Raw genomic sequence first — 23648 nt, 5'->3', positions numbered from 1 at the left:
ACGCTACCCAAAATTACATATGATGAATGCCTGCTCGAAGTTTATTCCTATTAAGAATACGCTCCTTGTACTACTTGCACAATTTCCATCGGTGTATTGACCATATAATCTGGTGCATCTTTTTTCACTGTTTCAATGACATCATATCCCCAAGATACCCATATTACGTTCACCCCAGCCTTTTTACACGCTGCTACGTCTCGCTGTTCGTCACCGACGTATAACATATCTTGCTCAGTTATTTTTTTCGATTTTAAAAATCTTTTTATCATTTTATCTTTACCGAACAAATTTTTAGAACAATATACTTCTTGTATATTTTCTATATTATTATTGTGTAAAAATGCCCGAATATGCTCTTCTGAGTTGGATGATATGACTGCAATTCCGTAGCCTTTTTTATGTAACTCATCTAATACATCCTTCATCCCATGGAACAAAATAAGATCTTTTATGGCAGGTTGATACAATTTATAAAACTCCAGTGCTAATATCGGTAGTTTATACAATGGTACATCGAGTTGTTTACATCTCTCTGGCATCGTTAATTTACGTAAATACTCAATTTCTTCTTCCTTTACCGTTTTATATCCGTGCTTTTTAGCAATTTGATTATAGATTGGTACAAATATATTTTGTGAATCTACTAATGTGCCATCAAAGTCAAAAACAATATATTTTTGCATTCCCATACTCCCTTTTCTTCTTTTTGCTAAACCTATTTTATTCAACACCGCCGTTGTCTTACCCTTCTATACACATAAAAAAAGAACAAGATTTTCTCTTGTTCTTTTTAAGAAAGCCACTTTGGTGGTACATTCGTATTCCAATAAATATTCCCTAACTCATGGTGTCCAGAGTACCCATCATCAAAACGGTGATAGTGGAAATTAAAATAGTAACCATCTTGCGGTGGATGATCTCTCCTTACATGAAATCGCAATAAGTCATTTCCTGATTTCGTGTCATAAACGTGAAAGATTTTTTCATTATTCCCACCAGCTGGTTTTTGGGAAATCGCTAATGATTGTAGTGAATCTTCTGGTACATCATTGGCAAGCTCAGCAATTGCCTCTTCAATTTTCGGTAATATTACATCTTTAAATTCATCTTCAATTACTGGACCAATTTTAGTTCCAAACTTTTGCATCGACTGCTTCTCTGCTTCTTGCATTGCATACGTAATAAAAGTATCGGTGGTTAACCTGTCATTCGTTTCTTCATATGTATAGGACGTACTCTCCAAATTTTGTTGCCCAGCTGTGCTCGTAGGCTTGTCCGCAGCTTTGGCATTATCAAGCAATATGGAAGGAGGCGTCACTAAACCAAATGTAAATACGGTAATTAATGCGACTAAGGTTTTTCTAAACCAATTTGGCATGTATGTTTCCTCCCCTTTCACTCATTATATTTTATATAACGGTTGTTTTCTCTATTATACAAAATGATTGTAATTTTTGCACTTTACAATTTTGTTAACGTTCACATATTTTTCACTTGAATATGAAATTGTAAGATTTCATACAATAAAATACAACAACAATGAGGAGGAGATCCGATGACTTTAGATGTCATGTATTCCGCCGCAAGCATACTCGTTTTAGTATATTTTATTTATCAATGTGTTACGGATTAGAAAAAAGAGCCATTTTTCGGCTCTTTTTTCTATGGTAAGAATACTATCCAACCAATTAATACTATAAAAATAATCCCGGCAATTACAGCTGGCAATAAATAAAAATGAGAAAGTATAACTATTCCATACAAAAGTATTACTGGAAACAATAAATAGCGATCTGTCTTCCATCTTAACAAGAGTAATTTGCCTTCATCACAATATAAATGAAGAAACATTTTGTTCGTAAACTCATTCCAATAGTCGCGCGCATAACGGGAAATTGCAAATAAAGCAAATGCAAGAATAATAGCGGCAATCCACTTCGGACTCATAATAATACTAACAGTACTTATACATACAATTTGAATATAAAATATTCGCGCACTACTTGTACGGAAAAATTCTTTTAAAAAGGATTCAACAATACGAGAATCCTTTTTCTTCCCTAAAAACTTTTTAGAACATGGAAACATCCACGCCTTTTTATTCGAACTACTCGGTTTAGCTGTATGACCACCAACTTGTATAATCCGACTCGTCCAGCGCATACTTTCTTCTTTTTCTCTCTCAACTTCTTTAAAAAAGCAATTTTTATAATTTAATTTTTCTTTTATCAATATGATAATTAGAAACACTGTTAGACCGATACTTAGTATAGAATACAATGGATTTTTATAAATAAGAAACAAACTCAATCCAAAAAAGGATAGACTTATAGAAAATATTACATTTTTTATAATCCATAGTAGCCATCGTTTCCCCACACGTACATGAATAAATCTCGTTAATAACGCCAACAAAAATCGAAATACAGTAAAGAATAGCCAAAATAATACGACTTGTATCTTCGTCACTCCAATACTTTTCATCAACACTGGTAACATCGCAACAACAACTACTACATTCGTTATTGCTATTCGAATAAACGTATATGTCATGCCATACTGGATTAATTTTTGCATGTGAGCGGGGTACGAAATTAAAAATAAACTATCCGCTTGCTCAAAAAATGAGCGAACTCCTCTTCCATATGTAATCGCATAAAATGCGAGTAGACTTAATCCGAAATAAACAGTCTCTCCCATCGATAATTCTTCCGTCCATAGTGAACGATAATAAATCCCCATAAATATAAATGCTGGAATAACAATATATAGCGCAACCGTCCAATCCGTTATAGAACGTATGGACTTCCATTTCCGCCCTAGTTCATGGCATAATCTTTTATAAAATTGTTTTTTAATCATGTTGTTCACGCCTTACAATTACATCAAAACAGTCTAATAATGAACTTCCTGGCCTTTCTGCTAACGTTTGAATTGCCTCTAAATGGCCATCTGCGACTAATGTACCTTGAGAGATGAGTAAAAATCTTTCGCAAATTCTTTCAGCTGTATCTAATACGTGCGTACAAAGTAAAATTCCTGCCCCGCGTTCTTTTTCTTTATATAAATAACTTAAAAACTCTTTCGTAGCTACCGGATCTAAACCGATAAAAGGTTCGTCAATGATATAAAAATCTGGTTCAGTTAAAAATGCTAATATAAGCATCGATTTTTGTTTCATCCCTTTTGAAAACTTTGATAAATACTCATGTTTATGCTTATCCATTCGAAACATATGTAATAACTCTTCAGCTTTCCGTTCCCAGCTTCCGGCTTCGTTCTCGCGAGCAGCCATTAATAATTCAATATGTTCCCAAAGCGTTAAATAATCATAATACGTCGGGTGTTCTGGCACATATGCATACGGATTTTTCTTCTCGCCAAATGATATTTCACCATCCACATTTACAAGTAACCCGAGCATCGTTTTAATCGTTGTACTTTTCCCGGCACCATTTGCGCCAATAAGAGCAACTAATTCGCCTTGCTCAATCGAAAAGGCAATATCATGAATTGTTTTTTCACCTATTTCATATCCAGCAGAACGGATATTTACTTCTAACATACATTCCCCTTCTTTCCATTTCCAATACAAACTAGGAAAAGAATAACATACAACTATCTATATATCATTATAAAATATTTATTTTCATAGCAGGAATAAATATTTTTTAATAGAATACTTAATGTTTGATTACATTTAATTGGAGTGGATAATATGTCTTTTGAAATTCGTGAAGCTACGATAGACGATATAGATGCACTTTGTTCTTTAACAAAAGAATTAAAAGGTTCCTCTATTTCGTATGAAGATATGAACAACCGATTGCAATTCGTACAAATGAGTCCTTTTGATTTGTTATATGTTTATGAGGAAGAAAAAACTATACTTGGATTACTTGGGTTTCGTATACGTGAAAATTTAGAAGATGTAACTCGGTATGGAGAAATTTCAATTATTAGCGTTGATTCTACAATACGACGGAAAGGCGTTGGGCAAGCATTAATGGATTATGCAGAGCAATTAGCAAAGAAGCATAATTGCATTGGCACATGGCTAGTTAGTGGAACAAAAAGAGTAGAAGCTCATCCTTTTTACAAAAAATTAGGATATGAAGTGAATGGATATCGATTTGTAAAACATTTTTAAACTACTTGTTAATTGAAAGGACTATAACTATGACAACTATTAAAGCAATTTTCATTGATCGTGACGGTACAATTGGTGGCGATACTACCATACATTACCCAGGATCATTTACATTATTTCCTTTTACAAAAGCATCACTGCAAAAATTAAAAGCTAATCATATAAAATTTTTCTCTTTTACAAATCAACCAGGTATCGCGGATGGGATAGCGACCATAGCCGATTTCTCACAAGAATTAAAAGGCTTCGGTTTTGATGATATTTACGTATGTCCTCATAAACACGGTGATGGTTGCGAATGTCGTAAACCAAATACAGGCATGCTGCTACAAGCAGCCGAAAAACACGGGCTTGATTTAACACAATGTGCTGTAATTGGTGATCGCTGGACTGATATCGTTGCAGGAGCAAAAGTGAATGCGACAACGATTTTAGTACGAACAGGTGCTGGATACGACGCTTTACATACGTACCGAGACAAGTGGGCACATATTGAACCAAACTACATTGCAGAAAACTTTGAAGATGCGACAAATTGGATTTTAAATTACCAATAAAAATTCACCAAAGGGTCTTCACATTGTTTAGATTAAACAATATCAAAAAGCAGTATAATTCTGTACATCTGATCCTGTTCGCACCACAAATAACTTCATCTTCTACAACATTGGGAATGATTTTCTCAAATACATGTTGAGGGGCTAATTCCGATAAGAATAAAGATTGCTAAAAAAGTTGTTTATGAATTCTTTATTTGATAATGAAGAACGCCATTTTGAAAAAATATTGATCAAAATGGCGTTTCTTTTTAACTAAATATCGGATTTTCATAAAAAAGTTTGTACTAGTTTAAGTTTAGTGTTTCACAAAAATAGAATGATTATGGTTTATTTTATTATTTAGTTCTATTACTCTTTATGATCCTTGAATCCAAATGCAATTAAAACAATACTAATAATAATCAAAAGAATATTACCTGCTGTATGCGAAATACTCGGAATGACGTTTTCTAGAATGAATGTCCCAGAAAACAGAGCGCGAACACCAATCCCCAAAATAACAAGCCCGATTATTCCTAAAAAGATTTTCATATTTATCCCTCTTTCTTTATCTTTAGCGTATTTTTATAAATATGGTTTGCAGCATCTACTGGAATATGGCTCAATGAAAACTTAATATTTTCCTTACCTGAAGCAATTGCTAACTTCAAAGATGCTAAATGCTGTTTTTCCTGTAGGTTTGTCTGTCGTACGGAAATCCACTGAATACGCCCTCTTTTAATAATGACTGTTTTACGAGATAAACTTCCATATTGAAGCGTTAAAAAATGTTCATTTTGGTTCCAACCAATCATTTTAAATTCCATCCACCCTAAAAATAAAGGGATAAAGGGGACTATTATTGCGAAGTAATGATAATATGCTGGTATATATAACCATATTGCAATTGCAATAAGAAGTCCTACTATAAAAGGGATGACTTTATAATGAAAAGAAGCTCCTTTAGTAAGCTGCTGTAAGCAATCACTTTTTTGATAACCAGTAAAAGACTTCAGTAAAGTTTTCACTTTTTTCTTTTTAACAAAAGGGATGATTGCAATGCTTTTTTCATTTTGCTCATTTTGACTATTACGAATAACAATAGCTTGAATAGATGCATACCCTAATAAGCGATGTAATGGTCGCTCAATTATTAGAAGTGCCTGTATACGGCTATTGGTAATTGTTCGATATTTCTTTTCCAATAGCCCTTGTTCAACTTCTAATTCATCTTTACAATTTTTCTTGATCGTGAAATGGTAGTCACTTTCAAAAGTAAGTAATAATGAGAGAATGAACGATATAATCAAAACAAGAACGATTGTTATCACAATCCAATTTGATCCAAACCAATTGAATAAGAAAGTGAATAAGGTATTTTGATTGCCTCCTTTTGTCATATCCCAATATTTGAGTAAGCCCAGGGTTAATATCATTAAGATAACTCCAAATTTCGGTGACAAAAAACTGTGTAAAGCTAAATCACTATTTGACAAATGAAGTATTGATTCATCTATTTCACCTATGGTATCGTCCTGTAAATTCACTTGTAAAATGTCTCGAATACGTCGTTCTTCTTCTTTTGATATACAACTAAAGGTGATACTGGATTCATCTCCACCTGCAAGTTCAATAGTAAGTGTTAGCGTGGAAAAAAATGATCGTACACACGAATTGTAGAATCAATAGATTGAATACGATCAGGCGTTACCCATTTTTTCTTGATCATAATCAAACCAGATTGAATATAGATCGCCTTCTCTTGAATTTCATAAATAAAGGATTTCCATTTTAAAATTCCTACAATTAAAAACATCATAATCAGAAATACACTTACTATTACTCCAATTTTCACTGTAGAAATTTGGTTTCCCATTTGTTTATGTACCAACAAAACTAATAAGGGAAACAACCAAATATAAGATAAAGATTCTTTTATAGCTACAACGATGAAGTAAAGAATCGAAACTGGATGAAGCTGTTGATTCTTATTCTTAGACTTGTTCATCATATAACCTCGCATAGATTTCAATTTCTTTTCGGATAGAATCTGCCGTTTCTTCAGCTAATCCTGGAATATGATGGCTACCTGCAGCCGTTGATAGCGTAAGGGTATATAAATGATACCTTTTTAAAATAGGACCTTGCTTCGCATCTATATGCTGAACTTTCCCCATAGGTATTAATATTTTTCTTTTAAACAGAATACCTTTTTGAATTTGAATACTAGTTTCGTTTATTTTGTATCGCCATATACGATATCTCCACATTGGTGCCCAATATAATTCAAAAGGAAGGGAAATAATCGCTAAACACGTTGTAATAATGACAATCCATTCGGGCCAATGGAATGTGAACGTACAATATAGCAATGTAACAATGATGACTATGTATACAAATAAGGAGATAATCCCTTCCATCTTTCTTGCAGCAATAACCTTTTTATTTAACCGCTTAAATTTAGAAGCCCCCACTATTTCATCTCCTTTTCTTTTAAATATTTTTTCTAGTGGCAAAATCAAACGTATCAGTTATTTCAGCTATTAATTTTTCCATATCTGAAACATCTTCCTTTGCAATTCGCGGTCCAATTGAGTCAATTACACTTCGTATAGTTTTAGCCATTATAAGAGGTGAAAACTCTCTAAAACTCCCTTCAATTTCTTGCCCCCACTTAAAAATCTCGATTAACGGTTCATATATAGATTCATCTTCATTTTTGTAAAGTAATTCCCCATTTTCAGTTCGAGCATTTGAAACAACTTCAATAATTGCCATCACGTATTTTCTATGCTCAAACATAAACCTTAAATTCGATTCGATATATCCACGAAGAAATGCAGGGGCACTATCTAAGCCTTCCATAGATTTCCCCATATAAGGAACCGCAAGCGCATAAGAATATTCAACAACAGCTTTCATCAATTCTTCTTTATTTGGAAAATGGTACGTTACAACTCCTTTACTAATCCCTCCTTTTTTAGCAATATTTCCAATCGAAGCATTTGAATAACCTCCTTCAACAAGTACTTTTATAGCATCTTCAATAATTTGTGTTCGACGATTTAATTTTTTATTTTCCATACACCAATTTTAGTACGAACGTACTAAAATTGTCAAATGAAAATACAATCCAATTGTATGTATTTGAAAATTGCACTTTAAATCTTCTTATTCAGCTATCCTGCCACGTTGGTAAAATCAGAAACCTTGTTTAAACTGTTGTTAATAAGATTTCTTATCAATCATTAGTTATTAACTTTATACATCCTAAAATACAGATGCTAGCAGTTACCAAATTAAACAGCTACTTGAACGCTCTTCTTAAGGAAAGAACGCTATTTATATTTCCTTAAGCAGTCGCTATCTCTTTAACTGTATTTACTCTCATATAAACACTTTTAATTAGACCAGAAATTCAAAAAACAATATATATTTTTATAACCAAATTAATTGTTATTGTAAATGAAGTATACGGGATCTATAAAATAAAAAAGTACACCACTTTCATTAAGCAGTGTACCAATATTTATATAATATATAACATTATATAAGTTCCTTCCCTTTAGTATAGAAAGGGAACTATAAATGATTTTTTATTTCACAGAGTGAAAACATCTCATTTAACTATACATATCTCAAAAAGTTAATTCATAATGGAAATAACGATTATCTCTCAAATATCCATTTTCAGCGTATAATCGCTGTGCTGATAAATTATCAATCTCTGTTTGTAATTTTACACCTTTTGCACCATTTTCTAAGGCGAATCCTTTCGCAGCTTCTAATAATTTTTTCCCTGTTCCTGCCCCGCGCTTAGCAGCTTGTACAAATAAATCATTTAAAATCCATAATTCTTTCATCGAAATAGAAGAAAATGATGGATATAATTGTGTGAATCCAATATATTCCCCATCTTCAACTGCCACGAAAATAACTGATTCTTTTTTCTCGATTCGATTTTGTAAAAATACTTTTGCTCCTTCTAGATCGGAATCTTGTCTATAAAACATACGATAGTTATTAAAAACTGATGCTAGTCCATCTAAATCTGCAATTGTTGCCTCATATATTCTCATTTTACTCCATTCCCCTTCCAATACTGTTTCATTATATCCGTTGCCCATTTAGGCTGTACAATTTCTTCTTTCGGCATAAACTCTTTCATTATTGGCTTTATATCCAATACAGGGGTGCCATCAATAGCATCTAACCCCTCAACAATAATGGATTTACCTTCTCTTTTGATTACCTTTACAATGGTTGCTCCTATACGATTCGGACGATTTTTCCCACGCTGTGCAAAAATACCTACTTTAGGATAATCATGATTATTTCTAGGATATCTAGCAAAATATTGAATTTGTTCATCAGTTACTTTATGAAAATAAAAAACAACTTCAATATGAGAAAAATCTTCAATCCCTTGTATACTTTCTTCTGTATACATTTCAGTTAAAGTAATATAGGATTTTACTTCTCCCCACTCATCGTCTTTTATTTCCTTTCTTTCATTATGTACAAATGCGATTGGTCGAACTGAAAACATACGCATTCCCCCTTACATGTAACCACTTACATTATAAAATATTTTCTGAATGTTTTCCACATATACAAATTAGATTACATAATATAATTATGATCTATCTTCTACAGCGAAATTAACTGCTTCAACTGCATGTATATAAGTCGTATCGAATATTGGAACTGATACGTCTTCCTGCTTTATTAATAATCCTATTTCTGTACAACCTAAAATGATACCCTGTGCGCCTTTTTGCACTAAATCTTCTATAACTGTTTTATAATACTCTCTGGATTGAGATACGATTTTTCCTAAACATAATTCTGTATATATGACTTCGTTTATTTTTTCTCTATTTTTTTCTAATAGTACTATGACTTTTATATCATTCTCTTTAATACGTGATTTATAGAAATCTTGCTCCATTGTATATTTTGTTCCAAGTAAACCAACAGTTTGAATACCTTTTCTTTTCATTTCTTTCGCAGTTGCATCTGCGATATGTAAAACTGGAATATGAATATTCTCCTTTATTTTCTCAATTACTTTATGCATTGTATTTGTGCAAATAATAATAAAGTCTGCGCCTCCCATTTGTAATGAATATGCTGCATTCCCTAGAATTTCTCCTGCACTATCCCAATCACCGCTAGACTGGAATCCTTCAATCTCTTCAAAGTCTACACTATTAATTAAACATTTAGCTGAATGTAACCCACCTAATCTACTTTTTATTTCTTCATTTATGATTCGATAATATTCAGCAGTTGATTCCCAACTCATACCACCAATAAGACCTATCGTTTTCATTAAACCCACACCCACCTTACACTATTTATTCAAGATAATTACGATATTTTATTATGTATATTATACATAATAAAACAAGACTTTACGTTAAAAATATAAAGTCTTGTTTTAACTATTTCCAAGGAAATTTTATAAGAATATTCTGAAATTAACCACCTAATGTTTTTATAGAATCTTCATATCGATAATGAAAACATTCTTGATACAACTGTTTAATTTCATCATATGATGGCACACGTGGGTTATTTGCTGGACTTCCACTTTCAATTGCATCAGATGCCATTTTAGAAATAGCTTTTTCAAATTCAACTTCACCAATTCCGTATTCTTTTAAATTTGGAATACGAAGATCAAAGCAAAGTTTTTTTATTTCCCTGAGCGTGTAATCGGCTACTTCTTCATCACAATAGGAATACATATCTTTATTTAAACAGCGTCCAATTTCTGCTAGTCTTTTTACTGCACTCACTTTTGTATACTCTAAAACTGTAGGTAATAGTATTGCATTTGATATACCATGTGGTACATGAAATAACGCTCCTACTGGTCTTGACATTCCATGAACTAATGTAACAGATGCGTTTGAAAATGCAATTCCAGCTTGTAAGGAAGCAATCATCATCGCTTCTCTTGCCTCCATATTCTCTCCATCTTCATATGCAATACGTAAATATTTCATAATACTTTCAATAGCGGAAAGAGCGAGTACATCTGTAAGTGATTGTGAAACTTTAGAAATATATGCTTCGACTGCATGACATAATGCATCTATCCCTGTTGCTGCTGTAATATGAGGTGGTACAGAACGTGTTAAAATCGGATCAATAATCGCTACTTGCGGGGTAAAACTCGGATGTTTCATCATCATTTTTACATCTGTTCGTTTATTCGTAATTACTGCTACACTTGTTACTTCTGACCCAGTACCCGAAGTTGTTGGAATTGCAATGAGCGGTAGCGGATCATTGTCTATTTCCATATCCTTTTGGACATAATCTTCTACTTCTCCGCCATTTGTATATAACACCGCAACTGCTTTTGCTGCATCAATACAACTTCCACCACCAAGACCGATAATAAAATCACACTTTTCCTCTTTACAAATAGTTAACGCCTCTAACACATGTATATTTGTAGGCTCAGCATTTACTTTATTATATGTAATAACGGTAATACCTTTTGTATTTAATTGTTGTATACAACTCTCAACATATCCTAAATTCTCCATAATTGTATCAGTTACTATAAAAGCTCTTTTTCCAAACTTCTTGGATTGTTCCCCCAGTTTTTCAAGCGAATTTCTTCCATATAATACAGACTTCGGCATACGAAATTCAGCAACTTCTTGCAAGTACTCCACCTCTTCTTTCCCTAATTAATATTTTCGTCTATAAAATATCTATTTAATAAATTCCTGTTAAAGTATAGAACGCGATAACTAAAAATACAGCAAGCGTTTTCAAAACTGTAATAGCAAATATATCTTTATAAGATTGTTTATGTGTTAACCCAGTTACTGTAAGAATAGTAATGATAGCTCCGTTATGTGGTAATGTATCCATTCCTCCTGATGCCATTGATACGATACGATGCATTACTTCTAACGGAATATCGAATTGATTAGCTGCTGCAATAAACTTATCACCCATTGCACTTAAAACGATTCCCATTCCTCCTGATGCAGAACCTGTAATGCCAGCTAAAATATTCGTCGTGACTGCTCCGTTCACTAGCGGATTGGTAAACGTGGCAGAAATGCCATCTCTCATAATCGCAAAACCTGGAAGTGCTGCGATAACACCACCGAATCCAAACTCAGCTCCTGTATTCATTGTTGCAAGTAGCGCTCCACCAATACTTGTATTCAATCCAGCTTGGAATCCTGTTACTACTCGTTTCCAATATAATAATAACGTTGTTACTATACCTATAATAAGTGCTAATTCTACTGACCAGATTCCAACTACTGCACTTAATTCTACTTTTCCAAATGCTTTCATACCAATTGCAGAAAAATCAAAACCATTCGGATACCACTTCGGTATCATAATAGTAAAAACTTTATTCATTACACCTACTAAAATAAGTGGTATAAAAGCAATTACTTGCTGCGCTCTTGTAATTTCAATATTTTTAACCAGCTGCATATCTTTTTGTTCTGCTTGTAAAGAAGCTGCCATTTCCGTATTCCCATCGTTAAAACCAAAATATCCTTCTCCTGCTGCCTTTGCCTTCTTACGTCTACTCTCTAAATATAGTAAACCTAATGTAAGAACAAAAATTGCTCCTACAATTCCAAGTATCGGTGCAGCATAAATGTCCGTTTTGAAAAAAGTTGTAGGTATTACGTTTTGAATTTGTGGTGATCCAGGTAGCGCATCCATCGTAAACGTGACTGCTCCAAGAACAATCGTTCCAGGGATTAAACGTTTTGGAATATTCGCTTGTCGAAACAGCTTTGCTGCGAATGGATATACAGCAAACACTACTACATACACACTAACACCGCTATACGTTAAAATAGCCCCCATTAATACAATTGCTAATATTGTACGTTTTTCACCAACCAACTCTATAATTGTCTTTGCAATTGAGTCCGCAATTCCTGACATTTCTACTACTTTCCCAAATATTGCTCCAAGTAAAAATACAGGAAAATATAGTTTAATAAAACCTACCATTTTCTCCATAAAAATATTCGAAAAGAACGGTAATACAAAACTAGGCTCTGTCAAAAATACCGCAAATAAAGCAAAAATCGGTGCAAATAAAATAACAGAAAAGCCTCTATAAGCTACAAACATAAGTAAACTAAGTGCTAATAATATAATAACTAGCTCCAATTATACCCCTCCTTTAACAGAAAATTCAAACTTTTATAGATAAACTTCTACTACTAATCTTTTGATTCTGACATCCCTCCTCTTATTCATACAAATTTTTCATGCTAAAAATGTCTAATTATACATATTCGATTACATATAAAAAATCCCTTTAAACAAAAACGATTTCATCATCATACGTTATAAAGGGATTATTAGTCTCTATATTTACTTCTTTATCAAACTATTTTCTAAACAAAAATGATGTAGTTCTTTTACATCATTTACGATATGAGTCGCACCAACTTCAGTCAACTCTGTTTCACTACCATAACCGTATAAAACACCAATTGAAGCAATCTCATTATAATTCGCACCGATTATATCGTGCTTTCTATCTCCAATCATAACAATTTCTTCTTTATTAAGTTCTTCATTTGTTTGTAAAATATGAGCAATGATTTCTTCTTTCTTTATTCTTGTACCATCTAAATTACTTCCAATGATACCTTCGAAATAATTTGTTAGTTGAAAATGCTCTAGTACTTGTTCAGCAAATATAGTAGGCTTTGAAGTTGCTATAAATAAACGATTGCCTGTATCTTTTAATTGTTTTAAAAGATTTGGAATACCCTCGTAAACATTATTCTCCAACAATCCACGTTGCTTTAAATATTCTCTGAAATAAAAAACAGCTCGTTCAACTTCTCCTTCATTCATATTATATCTCTCTACAAATGATTGCTGGATGGGTGGACCAATAAATGAATCTAACTCGCTTATATGTAATTCTTCAATGCCAACCTTTTTTAATGCATACAATACTGAATTGACAATCCCTTCTTTCGGATCCGTCAATGTTCCATCTAAATCAAATAAATATGTTGTGTACACGTTTCAATCCCCCACTCATTTTACTTTATAAGTAACCTATAACAGCTTTTCCTATTACCTCTTTTATTATAATACTATCATTATCTTTTTTTCTGAAAAATTACTTTTCCTATGTCACATACTTTCAGTTACAAAAAAAGATACATATGGTAAAGTGAAAAAGTTACAATTATTTTAATAGAAACTGGTGAAACAAATGTCAATTACGTTAATTTTTATAATGGCTTTCACAATTATTATCCATGCGGTTGAAACTAGCTCTTATAGTATTCGATTAGCTGGTGTACGTTTAAAAAAGATTGCCGTTGCCTTATCCGTCGTAGGAATGGTACTGCTTATTTCTAGAACATCTAACTTACTACAAGCCTTTTTAATCGGTGGTATTGTCGATGAAGCAAAACTAGATTCTTCGATTGATTTAGAGCATATTATACGTCTCGTTCTATTATCTGCTTCTATCGGTACATTACTTGCAATTATACTGTATCCAACTTTGACAAAACTATTTGGATACGTCATTCAAAATTTTGAAACAGATGGTTCATTCATTCGAATGATGAAGACGAATAACATTCAAAAGTTAAAGTACACAAAAAAATATGTACGCTTTCCAAAGTTAGAAATGATTCATAGACTACGCATTGGTGGTATTCCAAAACGTATTATGCTTATTAATATGTTTGCTACTGCTATTTATACAGCAGGTGTTCTTTCTGCCCTTTACGCTTCATTTCTAAATCCAGATTATGCAACAAACGCAAGTACAGCTTCTGGTCTTGTAAATGGTTTTGCTACAATTTTATTAACCGTACTACTCGATCCACGCATCGCTCTTTTAACAGAACGTGCTTTACAATCAGAGAATGGTGCTGAGTCTATGAGTAAAATGTACGGTTGGCTAATGATTTCTAGACTTTTCGGTACATTATTAGCACAACTACTATTTGTACCAGGTGCTTACTGGATTTTATGGATTATTGAACTAATACATTAATTTACTAGAAAGGTGAATATATCAATGAATATCCAAACAGAGCAACATATCATTCGCTTAATAGAAAACGACGAATGGATGATGGACGTATTACAATTAGCAAAATCACTAGAATTACCTGATTGGTGGATTTGTGCCGGGTTTGTTCGTTCTAAAATTTGGGATACTTTACATAACTATGAAGCTAAAACTACTATGCCTGATGTTGATGTGATTTATTATGATAGTCTACATAAAGATGAGATATACGAACAATCATTAGAAACGAAATTAATGAATATGGATGCTACTATCCCTTGGTCTGTAAAGAATCAAGCTCGTATGCACGTAGTAAATAATATGCCACCGTATTCTTCTTCTGTTGATGCTATTTCTAAATTCCCTGAAACAGCAACGGCTTTAGGGGTTACATTAGACGAAAAAAACAATGTTATATTAACAGCTCCGTGCGGCATTGAAGATGTTCTTTCCTTACAAGTGAGACCAACAGCTCATTTTCTGGAATCGAAAGAGCGTATACATATGTACAAAAACAGAGTTATTAAAAAGAACTGGCAAAGTAAGTGGCCTAGCATTACAATCACATATCCAGAAATTTAGAAAGGATGCTTCTTATTTAGAGAAGCACCCTTTTCTTCATTTCAAAAAATGTATGACTGTTTCTGCAAACCTATTTGCTTCCTCATAATGAGGTGAATGACCACTTTCTTCAAATACGATATACTTGCCGTTTCGGGCATCTTTATTAAATATTTCAATTTGTTTTTCACACGTTACAACATCATGTTTTCCTACTATTAATAACATTGGATTCTGTACATCTTTTATTTTAGATAATAATGACGTATGACATGCTCCCTCTAATTTTAATCTATCAAAGTGAATTTTGGAGCGATTTGAAAATTCTTCCCACTCTTCATCACTATATAAACTCTCATCTGTCTCATCTTCCTTATTATTGTAAATCTCCATTCTTTTTTCTTCTAATTCATCACTTAATCTTATATAAGCTTCTAACAACTCTTCTGAACAAGCATTGCTAGATAAATAAAATAAACACGCTTTTGCTACTTCTTCTTTTCCATATTTTTTTAATAAGTCCGCTGTCTTTTGTAATAAAGCTCTACTTGTTAATGCAAAATCGAAAGTTGGCCCTTCAAATATTATTTTCTCTATTGAACTTGGATATATCGACGCATATAACAATGCTACATATCCACCGAAAGAATGTCCAATTACAGACCACTTTTCAATTTGTAATACTTTTTTTAATTCCTCACAGTCTTCAATTAAATCTTTTAATCCAAAATCTTCGTCCTCAGTAATTTCTTCTGAGCGACAAACACCTCTTTGATCTATCATAATTACATATAAAGAATCTTTTAAACGTTCCGCTTGATGAAATGAAAAATCGTAACAACTTTCTCCTGGTCCACCATGCAAGTATAGAACTGGTTTATTTTTAGGGTTTCCATGCGTTTCAACGTATAGCTTTTTTCCTCTAATATGCATGTATTTCCCTGCTTCTATCAAATTCGCCTTTATGATCATCACCTTCTTTTTTTACTGACTATTATAACATCAACTGTTAAATAATCCCTATTACATTTAAAAAGACGATAATGATTGCGAGTGGTGCTACAAATCGAAGTAAAAACGCCCAACAAGTAAATACTTTCTTTCCATAATTTCCACCTACAAAAAACTCTGCTTCTAATACCTTCTTTTCCATTTTAAATGAAACGAAAATACTAATGAATAGTGCACCAAGTGGCATTAATATATTACTAGATAAGAAGTCTACTGCATCAAAAATATTTTTTCCGAAAATCGTAATATCACTCCATACTCCAAATGATAACGCTGATGGTATACCTACTAAGAAAATGCAGAAACCGATCATCCATGATAACTTTGTTCTTCTTTCTTGTTCGCCATTTGCTACTGCTGAAACAACTGTCTCTAATAGTGAAAATGCCGATGTTAATGTCGCAAATGTAAATAGTGCAAGGAATACTGTTAAGAAAAACCCACCAAATGGAATTTGACTAAATACTGATGGTAATACGATAAATAGTAATCCAGGCCCTTCTGTTGGCTCCATTCCTAATGAAAATACGGCCGGAAAAATTGCAAGTCCTGCAAATAATGAAACAAATAAATTCAATCCAACAATTGTTATTGCTGATTTTGGTAAACTTTCTTTTTTATTTAAATAGGAACTATACGTGACCATAATCGAGATCCCGATACTAATCGCAAAGAAAGATTGCCCCATTGCGAACAAAATACTTTCTGAAGTAATCTTTGAGAAGTCTGGTTGTAAGAAAAACTTCACACCTTCCATTGCATTATCAAGTGTTAATGAGCGAACAATAAGAGCGACAAATAAAACGAACAACGCTGGCAACATATATTTACTTGCTTTTTCAATTCCGTTTTGTACACCTTTTGATACGACCCAAATCGTAATGAACATAAAAGCGAAATGTCCCATAATTGCCCAAACAGGATTTCCAATTGTTTCAGTAAATAATGAACCGTAATTTTGTCCTGGAGTAATAAGTTGTCCCGTTACTCCTCTGAATAAATAAATTAACACCCATCCACCTACAACACTATAAAACGAAAGTAATATAAAACACGTTCCTACGCCAAGGCGTCCAATCCAGTGCCACCCTGTATTTGGTGCAATACTTTTAAATGCGCCAACTGCTTGTTTCTGCGTACTACGTCCAATCATAAATTCAGCTATAAGTAGTGGTAATCCAATTAATACAGTAAATAATATAAAGATTAAAAAGAATGCCCCTCCCCCGCTCTTGCCGGCGATATAAGGAAACTTCCATATTGCGCCAAGTCCAATTGCCGATCCGGCTGCAGCCATTATAAACCCTAATTTCGAAGTCCATTGCTCCGTCTGTTTCATCTCATTTTCCTCCTAATGAAATCATTTTATATAAATAATTAAATTTTATAGACCAATCCGAATAAACCCTCCATTTCTATTTCCATAAAATAAAAAAATGGCTCAACGTCTCTATATAAAGAGACGCTAAGCCATTTACTTAACGCGGTACCACCCTTATTGATTCCATTATGAATCCACCTTAGTAGTAATCGTTTGATTACAAACCTAATATCGAAGGTTAACCGTTAAGATTTACTAAGAATGTGATTCCGTTCCACCTTACTGCTCCTAGGCGAGTTCAGGATGTCATTTGACTATGTCACACCAACCCATAGCTCTCTGTACAAATATACGACCTTACTACTCCTATTCAACACATTTAAATATTTAGAATATATTTTCTTTTGAAATTAATATGAAGTATATCGGTTATATTAGTAGCTGTCAAGGGACATATTAAATTTTAATGAGAAAATGCGGAATTCCTTCCCCTATTATTAAGGGATAAGCCTTGTACAGTCCCTTGGAAAAGCACTCGCCTCTCGTACATTTGTTAATTCTAACAGTTTGTATACAATTCTCTCTAATCCAATTCCAAAACCACCGTGCGGGGGACAACCGTATCGGAATGTATTTAAATAAGATTGAAATGTATCTGGATGTAATCCTTTTTCTTTAAAAGAAGCTAGTAACATTTCATAATTATGAATTCTCTGTGCCCCTGAAGTTATTTCTAATCCTTTATATAGTAAGTCAAACGAATCAGTAATAGTTGGATTCTCGTTATTCGGCATCGTATACATCGGTCTCGCTTCTTTCGGATAATGTGTAATGAAAACAAATTCACTCTTATATGTTTCCTTCACATATTTCCCTAGTAGCTTTTCACCTTCTGTATCTAAATCCCCTACAGGAGATTCTTTACGATACTTACTTTTCAAGATTTCTTGTGCTTGTAACAATGTAATTTTCGGTATTTCAGTAATAACAGGTATTCCTATTTGTAATAGTTGTAGCTCTTTTTCACAGTTTTTTGCTACTTGTTGAAACATATATCTTAAAACATCCGTTTCTAATTGCATCACTTCATGAAAATTATTTATAAAGCCAATCTCTACGTCTAACGATATATATTCATTTAAATGACGGGAAGAATTGTGATGTTCCGCTCTATATACAGGTGCAATTTCAAAAACACGTTCTAATCCTCCCGCTACCATCATTTGCTTATAAAACTGTGGTGATTGAGCTAAATACGCTTCTTTTTGGAAGTATGGCAGCTTAAAAACATTTGCTCCTCCTTCTGCCCCCTGCGAAACAATTTTTGGAGTAAATATACGTGTGAAATCGTTCTTTATAAGGAATTCACTAAAGCTCTGGACGAGCGTAGATTTCACTTTAAATATAGCCGCGGTTCGCTCATGTCTTAATGATAATACCCGTTCATTCAGTAGTTGATCTAAGCCGACTTGTAACTTCTTTTTATTTATTTCAAATGGAAGTGGTTCTGCGCCATTTAATATTTTCACTTCGTGAGCAAGCACTTCAATCCCTAATTCTGTTTTCGAAGTCTCTACTATTTGGCCTACGACTTGAACAACACTTTCCACATCTACTTTAAATCCAGCTAGCTTGTTTTCTAATACGCATTGCATAACCCCTGATCGATCCCTTATTAATAAAAAACTAACATTACCTAGATGACGAATCTTTTTTACCCATCCTTGAAGTAATACAACTTTTCCGCTTTGCTTTGTACATTCTTTTGTGAGTGAACGCTTCATTACATTTCCCTCCAGTAAATTTATATTTATTTACGTTATTGTTATCATCGTCATCATCCACGGTCACTCACCTCCTTTCAAAGAATACAAAAATCCGCCCCTATAAATAGGGACGGATTTTTCCGCGGTACCACCCAAATTGTCATAATGACCATCTTAGTCCTGATAACGGTAGGTACCGTTTGCTTTTACTAATTATCACGTTCAAAGCAACACTCACAGGTGTCTTTCCATCATGCGGTATCACAATCTTCTCAGCAACCGATTGCTCTCTGTAGACCTTTGCATCATGTACTTTTCCTGATCATCACTTTTTATATTTACAGAGTATTCTATCTCTTCGGTTTATAAATTGCAAGTAATTTTTAAATATATTTAAATTTTTCACATCCAGTTTTGTACAATCTCCTCTAAAGCCATTCCACGTGAACCTTTCAATAAAACAACATCCTTTTTCGTTATAACTTTCAATATTTCCTCTGCTATCTCGTCTTTATTATCAAATGACTGTACTTTTCCTGTATGATAGTTCTTTCTTGCTTCTTCCGCTACGATTTCAGATAACGCTCCATACGTAAATACATATTGGATGCTCTCTTCATTTAACATTTTACCAATTTCTCTATGATATGTTTTAGCTTCCTTCCCTAACTCTAACATATCCCCAATTACGATTATTTTTTTCTCATAGGCATTTAATTTCTGTAACGTTTCAATTGCAGCCTTCATTGAGGAGGGACTTGCATTCCATGCATCGTTAATAATTGTAAAACCTGTTTTAGCAGTTAAAAACTGAAAGCGCATTTGTGTAATATTTATTTGCTGCAATGCTTCTTGTATTTTTTCTATAGGGACTTTGTAAAATTGCCCTACAGCAATTCCGACAATCGCATTTAAAATATTATGTTTTCCATGTAAGGGAACATCGTACTGTATTTTTGTATTATTTAATTTAAAATGAACACCATATTCATCTAATTGTACGTTCGTTGGAAACAAATCATTTGTATACTTTCCACCAAATGACTTACTTTCTATACCTAGCATATTAATATTTTGAGAAAGTAATGGCTCGTCGCCATTATATAGGAACAGTCCATCGTCATTTAATCCGTCTATAATTTCAAATTTAGCCTTTGCAATCTCTTCTCTTGATCCAAGCGTCTCTAGATGTGACTGTCCAATCATTGTAATAATCGCTACATCTGGCTGTGCTATTCGTGATAAATTTCGAATTTGTCCTTTTTCACTCATTCCCATTTCAAGTATTAAAAACTCTGTATCTCGTTTCATCTCTAAAATTGTTAACGGCAAACCGATTTGACTATTAAAATTACCTTTTGTTTTATGCACTCGATAAGTTGAACTTAAAATACTTCCTATTATATCTTTTACCGTAGTCTTGCCATTACTACCTGTAATTCCTATTACTTTTACATTTAGCTCTCTTCGATAAAATTGTGCCAATTGTTGCAAAGCAAACAAAGTGTCATCTACAAATATAATTGGAATCCCTTTTGGCGGAGTACCGTAAGACTTTTTCCATAAGGAAGCGACAGCTCCATTATCCATTGCTTCTTTCACATACTCATGCCCATCTTTCACCCTAATGATTGGAACAAATAAATTTCCTTCTTTCATGTTTTTGGAATCTATGCAGACACCATGCATCTCGATAAGATGAAACGATTCTTGTAATCCTTCACCATTTACTACTTTTTCAAGTTTTTTCAAATTCATTTGAATCAAAGTATCACCTTTTTTTCCATTTAATTACATATTTACCGTTTTATTTACGCATATTAATAAAAATTTTATAGCGAGGTGTTTATATGAAAAAAGCGATTAGTTTCTTTCTTCTTTTGTTATGCCTAATTGTAGTGAATGAAACGTACGCCTATTCACCAAAATCTTTACCTATCTCTCAAAACTCTGATCAATGGCAAGTGAATATTGCTGAACCGAAAAAAGTAAACAAAAAAAAGCTTCAAGCTAAAAAAGATGAATTCCAAACTTATCAATTTTCAGTAAAAAATGTTGGAAACAGTGAAGTATATAACGTACAAGTCGAAGTATTCCGCAACGAACCAAAAACAAAAACGAAATATGAACTCTTTTCTCTAAAGGAAAGTCGTTTAGCAAGTGGAAAAACTGGATTTGAACATACTAATTTTCCAGTTTCTACAAAAGCGGATGAAGTTGATGTAATTATTACTTGGCAAGAACACCCTTTCCGCTCCATGAGAAATGGTCAAAAAGTAGAGTCTAGAAAATTTAAAGAGCATTTTGTTTTTAAAGACGAAAAAAACAAATGAAATGCGAATAAATTCAAATTATCATTCATATAGCTTACTTTACTAGTACCAGTTCTTAAGCAAATTAAAAAGTCGTGGCTTATACATGCCACGACTTTTTATATTAATTCGTACTAATTCCTCTCGCTGCCCAAATACGATCGATATCCGCAGCATGTTGTCCGCCATATAAAAGAGCATCCGCTTGCTTAATCGCTTTTGCTCCATCACTGAATTTAGAGTTTGGTGTTAACGACCAGTGCGATTGTAAAATAATTTTCGTTGCTACATCACGACCAAATGCTTGCGCCATTTCATATTGGCCTTGTGCCCAAATTTCTCCATCATCATGTACTTCATTCGTAATATCTTTCGGATACACTTTATTATTATCTAATCGGCGTAAGCACGTTGGATCTGAACTAGAATAAGCAGTCGCATCCCATTCTCCAACACATGCTTTTCCGTACCCTGTAGTTGATACTGCATCTTCATACGTAGCACCTAAGAAGTCTCCAAATCCTTCTCCCATCGCTCCGCCTTCTGCCGAACTACCAAAACCAGGAACTTGATTATCTTGAATCGAATGTCCATATTCATGTGCGATAATACCCGCATCTTCTGCATCATCTACTCCGCCAGTACCAAATGTTAAAGCTTTCGTTGTCGGAGAATAAAATGAGTTGTCCGCCGTCGTTCCATTTACATTCACTTTAATAGAGCGATTATTAATATTTTTAAAACCTAAACTTTGAATGTAACGTTGCAAAGTATCGATATGATAATAGGACATGACATCTTCAAAGCTATCATTTGCGCGTGTATAGTTAAATTGTAAATTTGTAGATTTCGTTTTGGCTTTTGAAGAAATCGTAACATACTCTCCAATTAAAAATCCTGTCCCATCTAAGCCTTTTAAAGTGACCGTTTTTAATTGATTCGTTAACGCTGGAGAATCCGCATCATTGTTATCCTTTAATCCTGCTAAACTCCCGCTTGATACGACAGGATTAGGTAAAAATACTTTTCCTGATCCTTCTGCTTTTCGGTTTATATCAACCTTTTTAATTAACTTTCCGTTTTCAGCATCAATAAATGTTTCCCATGCACCAAACGGGTTATTAGAATGGACTACAACTTTATATACGGGACGAGCAATTCCTTCTTCCACAATATATCCGAATTCTTTCTCTGTAGGAGCCCATAAGTTTTGTTCACTTGCTTCTCCAACATACGCCATTGATTTTTGTATTGCATCTTTTTCACTAATTTTTGTCGTAGCTTCCTTCACACCTTTAACAGATTGATAATCAGAAATAGCAAGTACTCCTTTTCCCTCACCGTTAAGAGTAACTGTAATTTGTTTTGAAAATACAGGCGCACCATTCACAACTTGTTGGAACCTAACATATGAAGCTACTGACGTTTCTGTTGTAGAAATATATTGTAAGTCTGAAAGGTCTGCTTTTAATCCATACTGCGCAGCATTTTCTTTTAAATATTCAGTTGCTTTTTTCTGCGGCGAATAAGCTTCTAGCTTTACTTGCTGTTGTTTTTCCAATGCCGAAACTGTAGTAATCGTCCCCATTACTAACGGCACAGTCATTGCCATTGCCACCATTTTTTTATTAAACATAGAACCACTCCCCCTAATAAAGTAGCTCAACCTTATCCCATTACCACTAGGCAATCATTCCCCATAAAATGGGGGGAATAAAAATTGAATCTACGAGTAATTCTCTATGAACAATTCTATTACCTTTCCATTCAGGGGGCGTGAAATTTTCTCAATATTTATGTGTAAAGCGAAAACAATACTTTAGAAAGAAATTTTCTTGAGGTCCTATCGAATCGATTATGAAAAAATTAGCCGGATAAATATCTATCATACAAAAAAGGAAGTTGGAATGATTCCAACTTCC

Annotated in this window: 25 protein-coding genes and 2 other annotated features; of the genes, 5 read left to right on the top strand and 20 right to left on the bottom strand. The window is 33.5% G+C overall.

Features of this window, described 5'->3' with window-relative positions:
• Window positions 1–50: 50 nt before the first annotated feature.
• The 4 genes from PDQ68_RS01380 to PDQ68_RS01365 all read right to left on the bottom strand — a co-directional run bounded on the left by PDQ68_RS01380 (window position 51) and on the right by PDQ68_RS01365 (window position 3568).
• Window positions 51–686, bottom strand: coding sequence for an HAD family hydrolase (locus PDQ68_RS01380; protein ID WP_029141114.1), 636 nt, complete (start codon window positions 684–686; stop codon window positions 51–53).
• A 107-nt stretch (window positions 687–793) separates the two neighbouring features.
• Complete coding sequence (locus tag PDQ68_RS01375) at window positions 794–1381, bottom strand: YpjP family protein (RefSeq protein ID WP_001134412.1); 588 nt, start codon at window positions 1379–1381, stop codon at window positions 794–796.
• Between the two features lie 284 nt (window positions 1382–1665).
• Window positions 1666–2865 (bottom strand): ABC transporter permease, encoded by a 1200-nt coding sequence (locus PDQ68_RS01370; protein WP_016717375.1) that lies wholly within the window; start codon window positions 2863–2865, stop codon window positions 1666–1668.
• Entirely contained in the window at window positions 2858–3568 is a 711-nt protein-coding gene (locus PDQ68_RS01365) for an ABC transporter ATP-binding protein (RefSeq protein ID WP_016717374.1), read from the bottom strand. Before PDQ68_RS01365 ends, PDQ68_RS01370 begins: the two co-directional genes overlap by 8 nt.
• Window positions 3569–3721: 153 nt before the next feature.
• On the opposite strand from PDQ68_RS01365, the gene PDQ68_RS01360 reads away from it, so the two are divergent.
• A complete protein-coding gene (locus PDQ68_RS01360; RefSeq protein WP_016717373.1) occupies window positions 3722–4153 on the top strand; it encodes a GNAT family N-acetyltransferase in 432 nt (143 codons plus the stop codon).
• Window positions 4154–4182: 29 nt separating this feature from the next.
• Entirely contained in the window at window positions 4183–4710 is a 528-nt protein-coding gene (locus tag PDQ68_RS01355; RefSeq protein WP_061182381.1) for an HAD-IIIA family hydrolase, read from the top strand.
• A gap of 351 nt (window positions 4711–5061) precedes the next feature.
• Here the strand turns inward: PDQ68_RS01355 and PDQ68_RS01350 are convergent, their stop codons facing one another.
• The 11 genes from PDQ68_RS01350 to PDQ68_RS01300 all read right to left on the bottom strand — a co-directional run bounded on the left by PDQ68_RS01350 (window position 5062) and on the right by PDQ68_RS01300 (window position 13743).
• Window positions 5062–5244, bottom strand: a complete 183-nt coding sequence (locus tag PDQ68_RS01350) for a hypothetical protein (RefSeq protein ID WP_016717371.1) — start codon at window positions 5242–5244, stop codon at window positions 5062–5064.
• 2 nt (window positions 5245–5246) lie between these two features.
• Window positions 5247–6128, bottom strand: a complete 882-nt coding sequence (locus PDQ68_RS01345; protein WP_235590113.1) for a PH domain-containing protein — start codon at window positions 6126–6128, stop codon at window positions 5247–5249.
• A 206-nt stretch (window positions 6129–6334) separates the two neighbouring features.
• Window positions 6335–6700: a YdbT family protein gene (locus PDQ68_RS01340; protein WP_235590112.1), complete on the bottom strand. Its 366-nt coding sequence runs from the start codon at window positions 6698–6700 to the stop codon at window positions 6335–6337.
• Window positions 6687–7166 carry a PH domain-containing protein gene (locus PDQ68_RS01335; protein ID WP_016717369.1) on the bottom strand — a complete coding sequence of 160 codons (480 nt, stop codon included), beginning with the start codon at window positions 7164–7166 and terminating at the stop codon, window positions 6687–6689. Before PDQ68_RS01335 ends, PDQ68_RS01340 begins: the two co-directional genes overlap by 14 nt.
• Before the next feature lie 19 nt (window positions 7167–7185).
• Entirely contained in the window at window positions 7186–7776 is a 591-nt protein-coding gene (locus tag PDQ68_RS01330) for a TetR/AcrR family transcriptional regulator (RefSeq protein WP_016717368.1), read from the bottom strand.
• 554 nt (window positions 7777–8330) lie between these two features.
• Window positions 8331–8771, bottom strand: coding sequence for a GNAT family N-acetyltransferase (locus tag PDQ68_RS01325; RefSeq protein ID WP_270786566.1), 441 nt, complete (start codon window positions 8769–8771; stop codon window positions 8331–8333).
• Complete coding sequence (locus tag PDQ68_RS01320) at window positions 8768–9241, bottom strand: SAM-dependent methyltransferase (protein ID WP_016717366.1); 474 nt, start codon at window positions 9239–9241, stop codon at window positions 8768–8770. Before PDQ68_RS01320 ends, PDQ68_RS01325 begins: the two co-directional genes overlap by 4 nt.
• A gap of 87 nt (window positions 9242–9328) precedes the next feature.
• The gene (locus PDQ68_RS01315; protein WP_061182354.1) at window positions 9329–10027 is read right to left on the bottom strand and encodes an aspartate/glutamate racemase family protein; all 699 of its coding nucleotides are present in this window, start codon (window positions 10025–10027) and stop codon (window positions 9329–9331) included.
• Window positions 10028–10175: 148 nt separating this feature from the next.
• Window positions 10176–11378, bottom strand: coding sequence for an alcohol dehydrogenase EutG (gene eutG / locus PDQ68_RS01310; RefSeq protein WP_061182355.1), 1203 nt, complete (start codon window positions 11376–11378; stop codon window positions 10176–10178).
• Window positions 11379–11430: 52 nt separating this feature from the next.
• Entirely contained in the window at window positions 11431–12870 is a 1440-nt protein-coding gene (locus tag PDQ68_RS01305) for a GntP family permease (RefSeq protein ID WP_000424304.1), read from the bottom strand.
• 207 nt (window positions 12871–13077) lie between these two features.
• Window positions 13078–13743, bottom strand: coding sequence for an HAD family hydrolase (locus PDQ68_RS01300; protein ID WP_061182837.1), 666 nt, complete (start codon window positions 13741–13743; stop codon window positions 13078–13080).
• Window positions 13744–13939: 196 nt separating this feature from the next.
• On the opposite strand from PDQ68_RS01300, the gene PDQ68_RS01295 reads away from it, so the two are divergent.
• Together PDQ68_RS01295 and PDQ68_RS01290 are read left to right on the top strand one after the other, a co-directional pair.
• Complete coding sequence (locus PDQ68_RS01295; protein WP_000028910.1) at window positions 13940–14737, top strand: lipid II flippase Amj family protein; 798 nt, start codon at window positions 13940–13942, stop codon at window positions 14735–14737.
• A 24-nt stretch (window positions 14738–14761) separates the two neighbouring features.
• Window positions 14762–15337 (top strand): nucleotidyltransferase family protein, encoded by a 576-nt coding sequence (locus PDQ68_RS01290; protein WP_061182836.1) that lies wholly within the window; start codon window positions 14762–14764, stop codon window positions 15335–15337.
• A gap of 36 nt (window positions 15338–15373) precedes the next feature.
• Here the strand turns inward: PDQ68_RS01290 and PDQ68_RS01285 are convergent, their stop codons facing one another.
• The 4 genes from PDQ68_RS01285 to PDQ68_RS01270 all read right to left on the bottom strand — a co-directional run bounded on the left by PDQ68_RS01285 (window position 15374) and on the right by PDQ68_RS01270 (window position 21181).
• On the bottom strand, window positions 15374–16288 hold the full coding sequence (locus PDQ68_RS01285) for an alpha/beta fold hydrolase (RefSeq protein WP_080444091.1): 915 nt from the start codon (window positions 16286–16288) through the stop codon (window positions 15374–15376).
• Window positions 16289–16325: 37 nt separating this feature from the next.
• Window positions 16326–17666, bottom strand: coding sequence for a sodium-dependent transporter (locus tag PDQ68_RS01280; protein WP_000814557.1), 1341 nt, complete (start codon window positions 17664–17666; stop codon window positions 16326–16328).
• Window positions 17667–17782: 116 nt separating this feature from the next.
• Window positions 17783–18031: a binding site (T-box leader), on the bottom strand.
• 114 nt (window positions 18032–18145) lie between these two features.
• The gene (aspS, locus tag PDQ68_RS01275; RefSeq protein WP_061182835.1) at window positions 18146–19432 is read right to left on the bottom strand and encodes an aspartate--tRNA(Asn) ligase; all 1287 of its coding nucleotides are present in this window, start codon (window positions 19430–19432) and stop codon (window positions 18146–18148) included.
• 105 nt (window positions 19433–19537) lie between these two features.
• Window positions 19538–19749: a binding site (T-box leader), on the bottom strand.
• Window positions 19750–19816: 67 nt separating this feature from the next.
• Complete coding sequence (locus tag PDQ68_RS01270; RefSeq protein WP_080444090.1) at window positions 19817–21181, bottom strand: UDP-N-acetylmuramoyl-tripeptide--D-alanyl-D-alanine ligase; 1365 nt, start codon at window positions 21179–21181, stop codon at window positions 19817–19819.
• Between the two features lie 83 nt (window positions 21182–21264).
• On the opposite strand from PDQ68_RS01270, the gene PDQ68_RS01265 reads away from it, so the two are divergent.
• Window positions 21265–21747: a hypothetical protein gene (locus PDQ68_RS01265; RefSeq protein ID WP_061182834.1), complete on the top strand. Its 483-nt coding sequence runs from the start codon at window positions 21265–21267 to the stop codon at window positions 21745–21747.
• A 103-nt stretch (window positions 21748–21850) separates the two neighbouring features.
• Here the strand turns inward: PDQ68_RS01265 and PDQ68_RS01260 are convergent, their stop codons facing one another.
• Window positions 21851–23362 carry a M36 family metallopeptidase gene (locus PDQ68_RS01260; RefSeq protein ID WP_061182833.1) on the bottom strand — a complete coding sequence of 504 codons (1512 nt, stop codon included), beginning with the start codon at window positions 23360–23362 and terminating at the stop codon, window positions 21851–21853.
• Window positions 23363–23648: the final 286 nt, after the last annotated feature.

The sequence above is a fragment of the Bacillus cereus group sp. Bc010 genome (assembly GCF_027716745.1).
Classification (GTDB): domain Bacteria; phylum Bacillota; class Bacilli; order Bacillales; family Bacillaceae_G; genus Bacillus_A; species Bacillus_A pacificus.
Note: the sequence above shows the minus strand (reverse complement) of the source record. Positions and strands in the feature narration are given on the sequence as shown.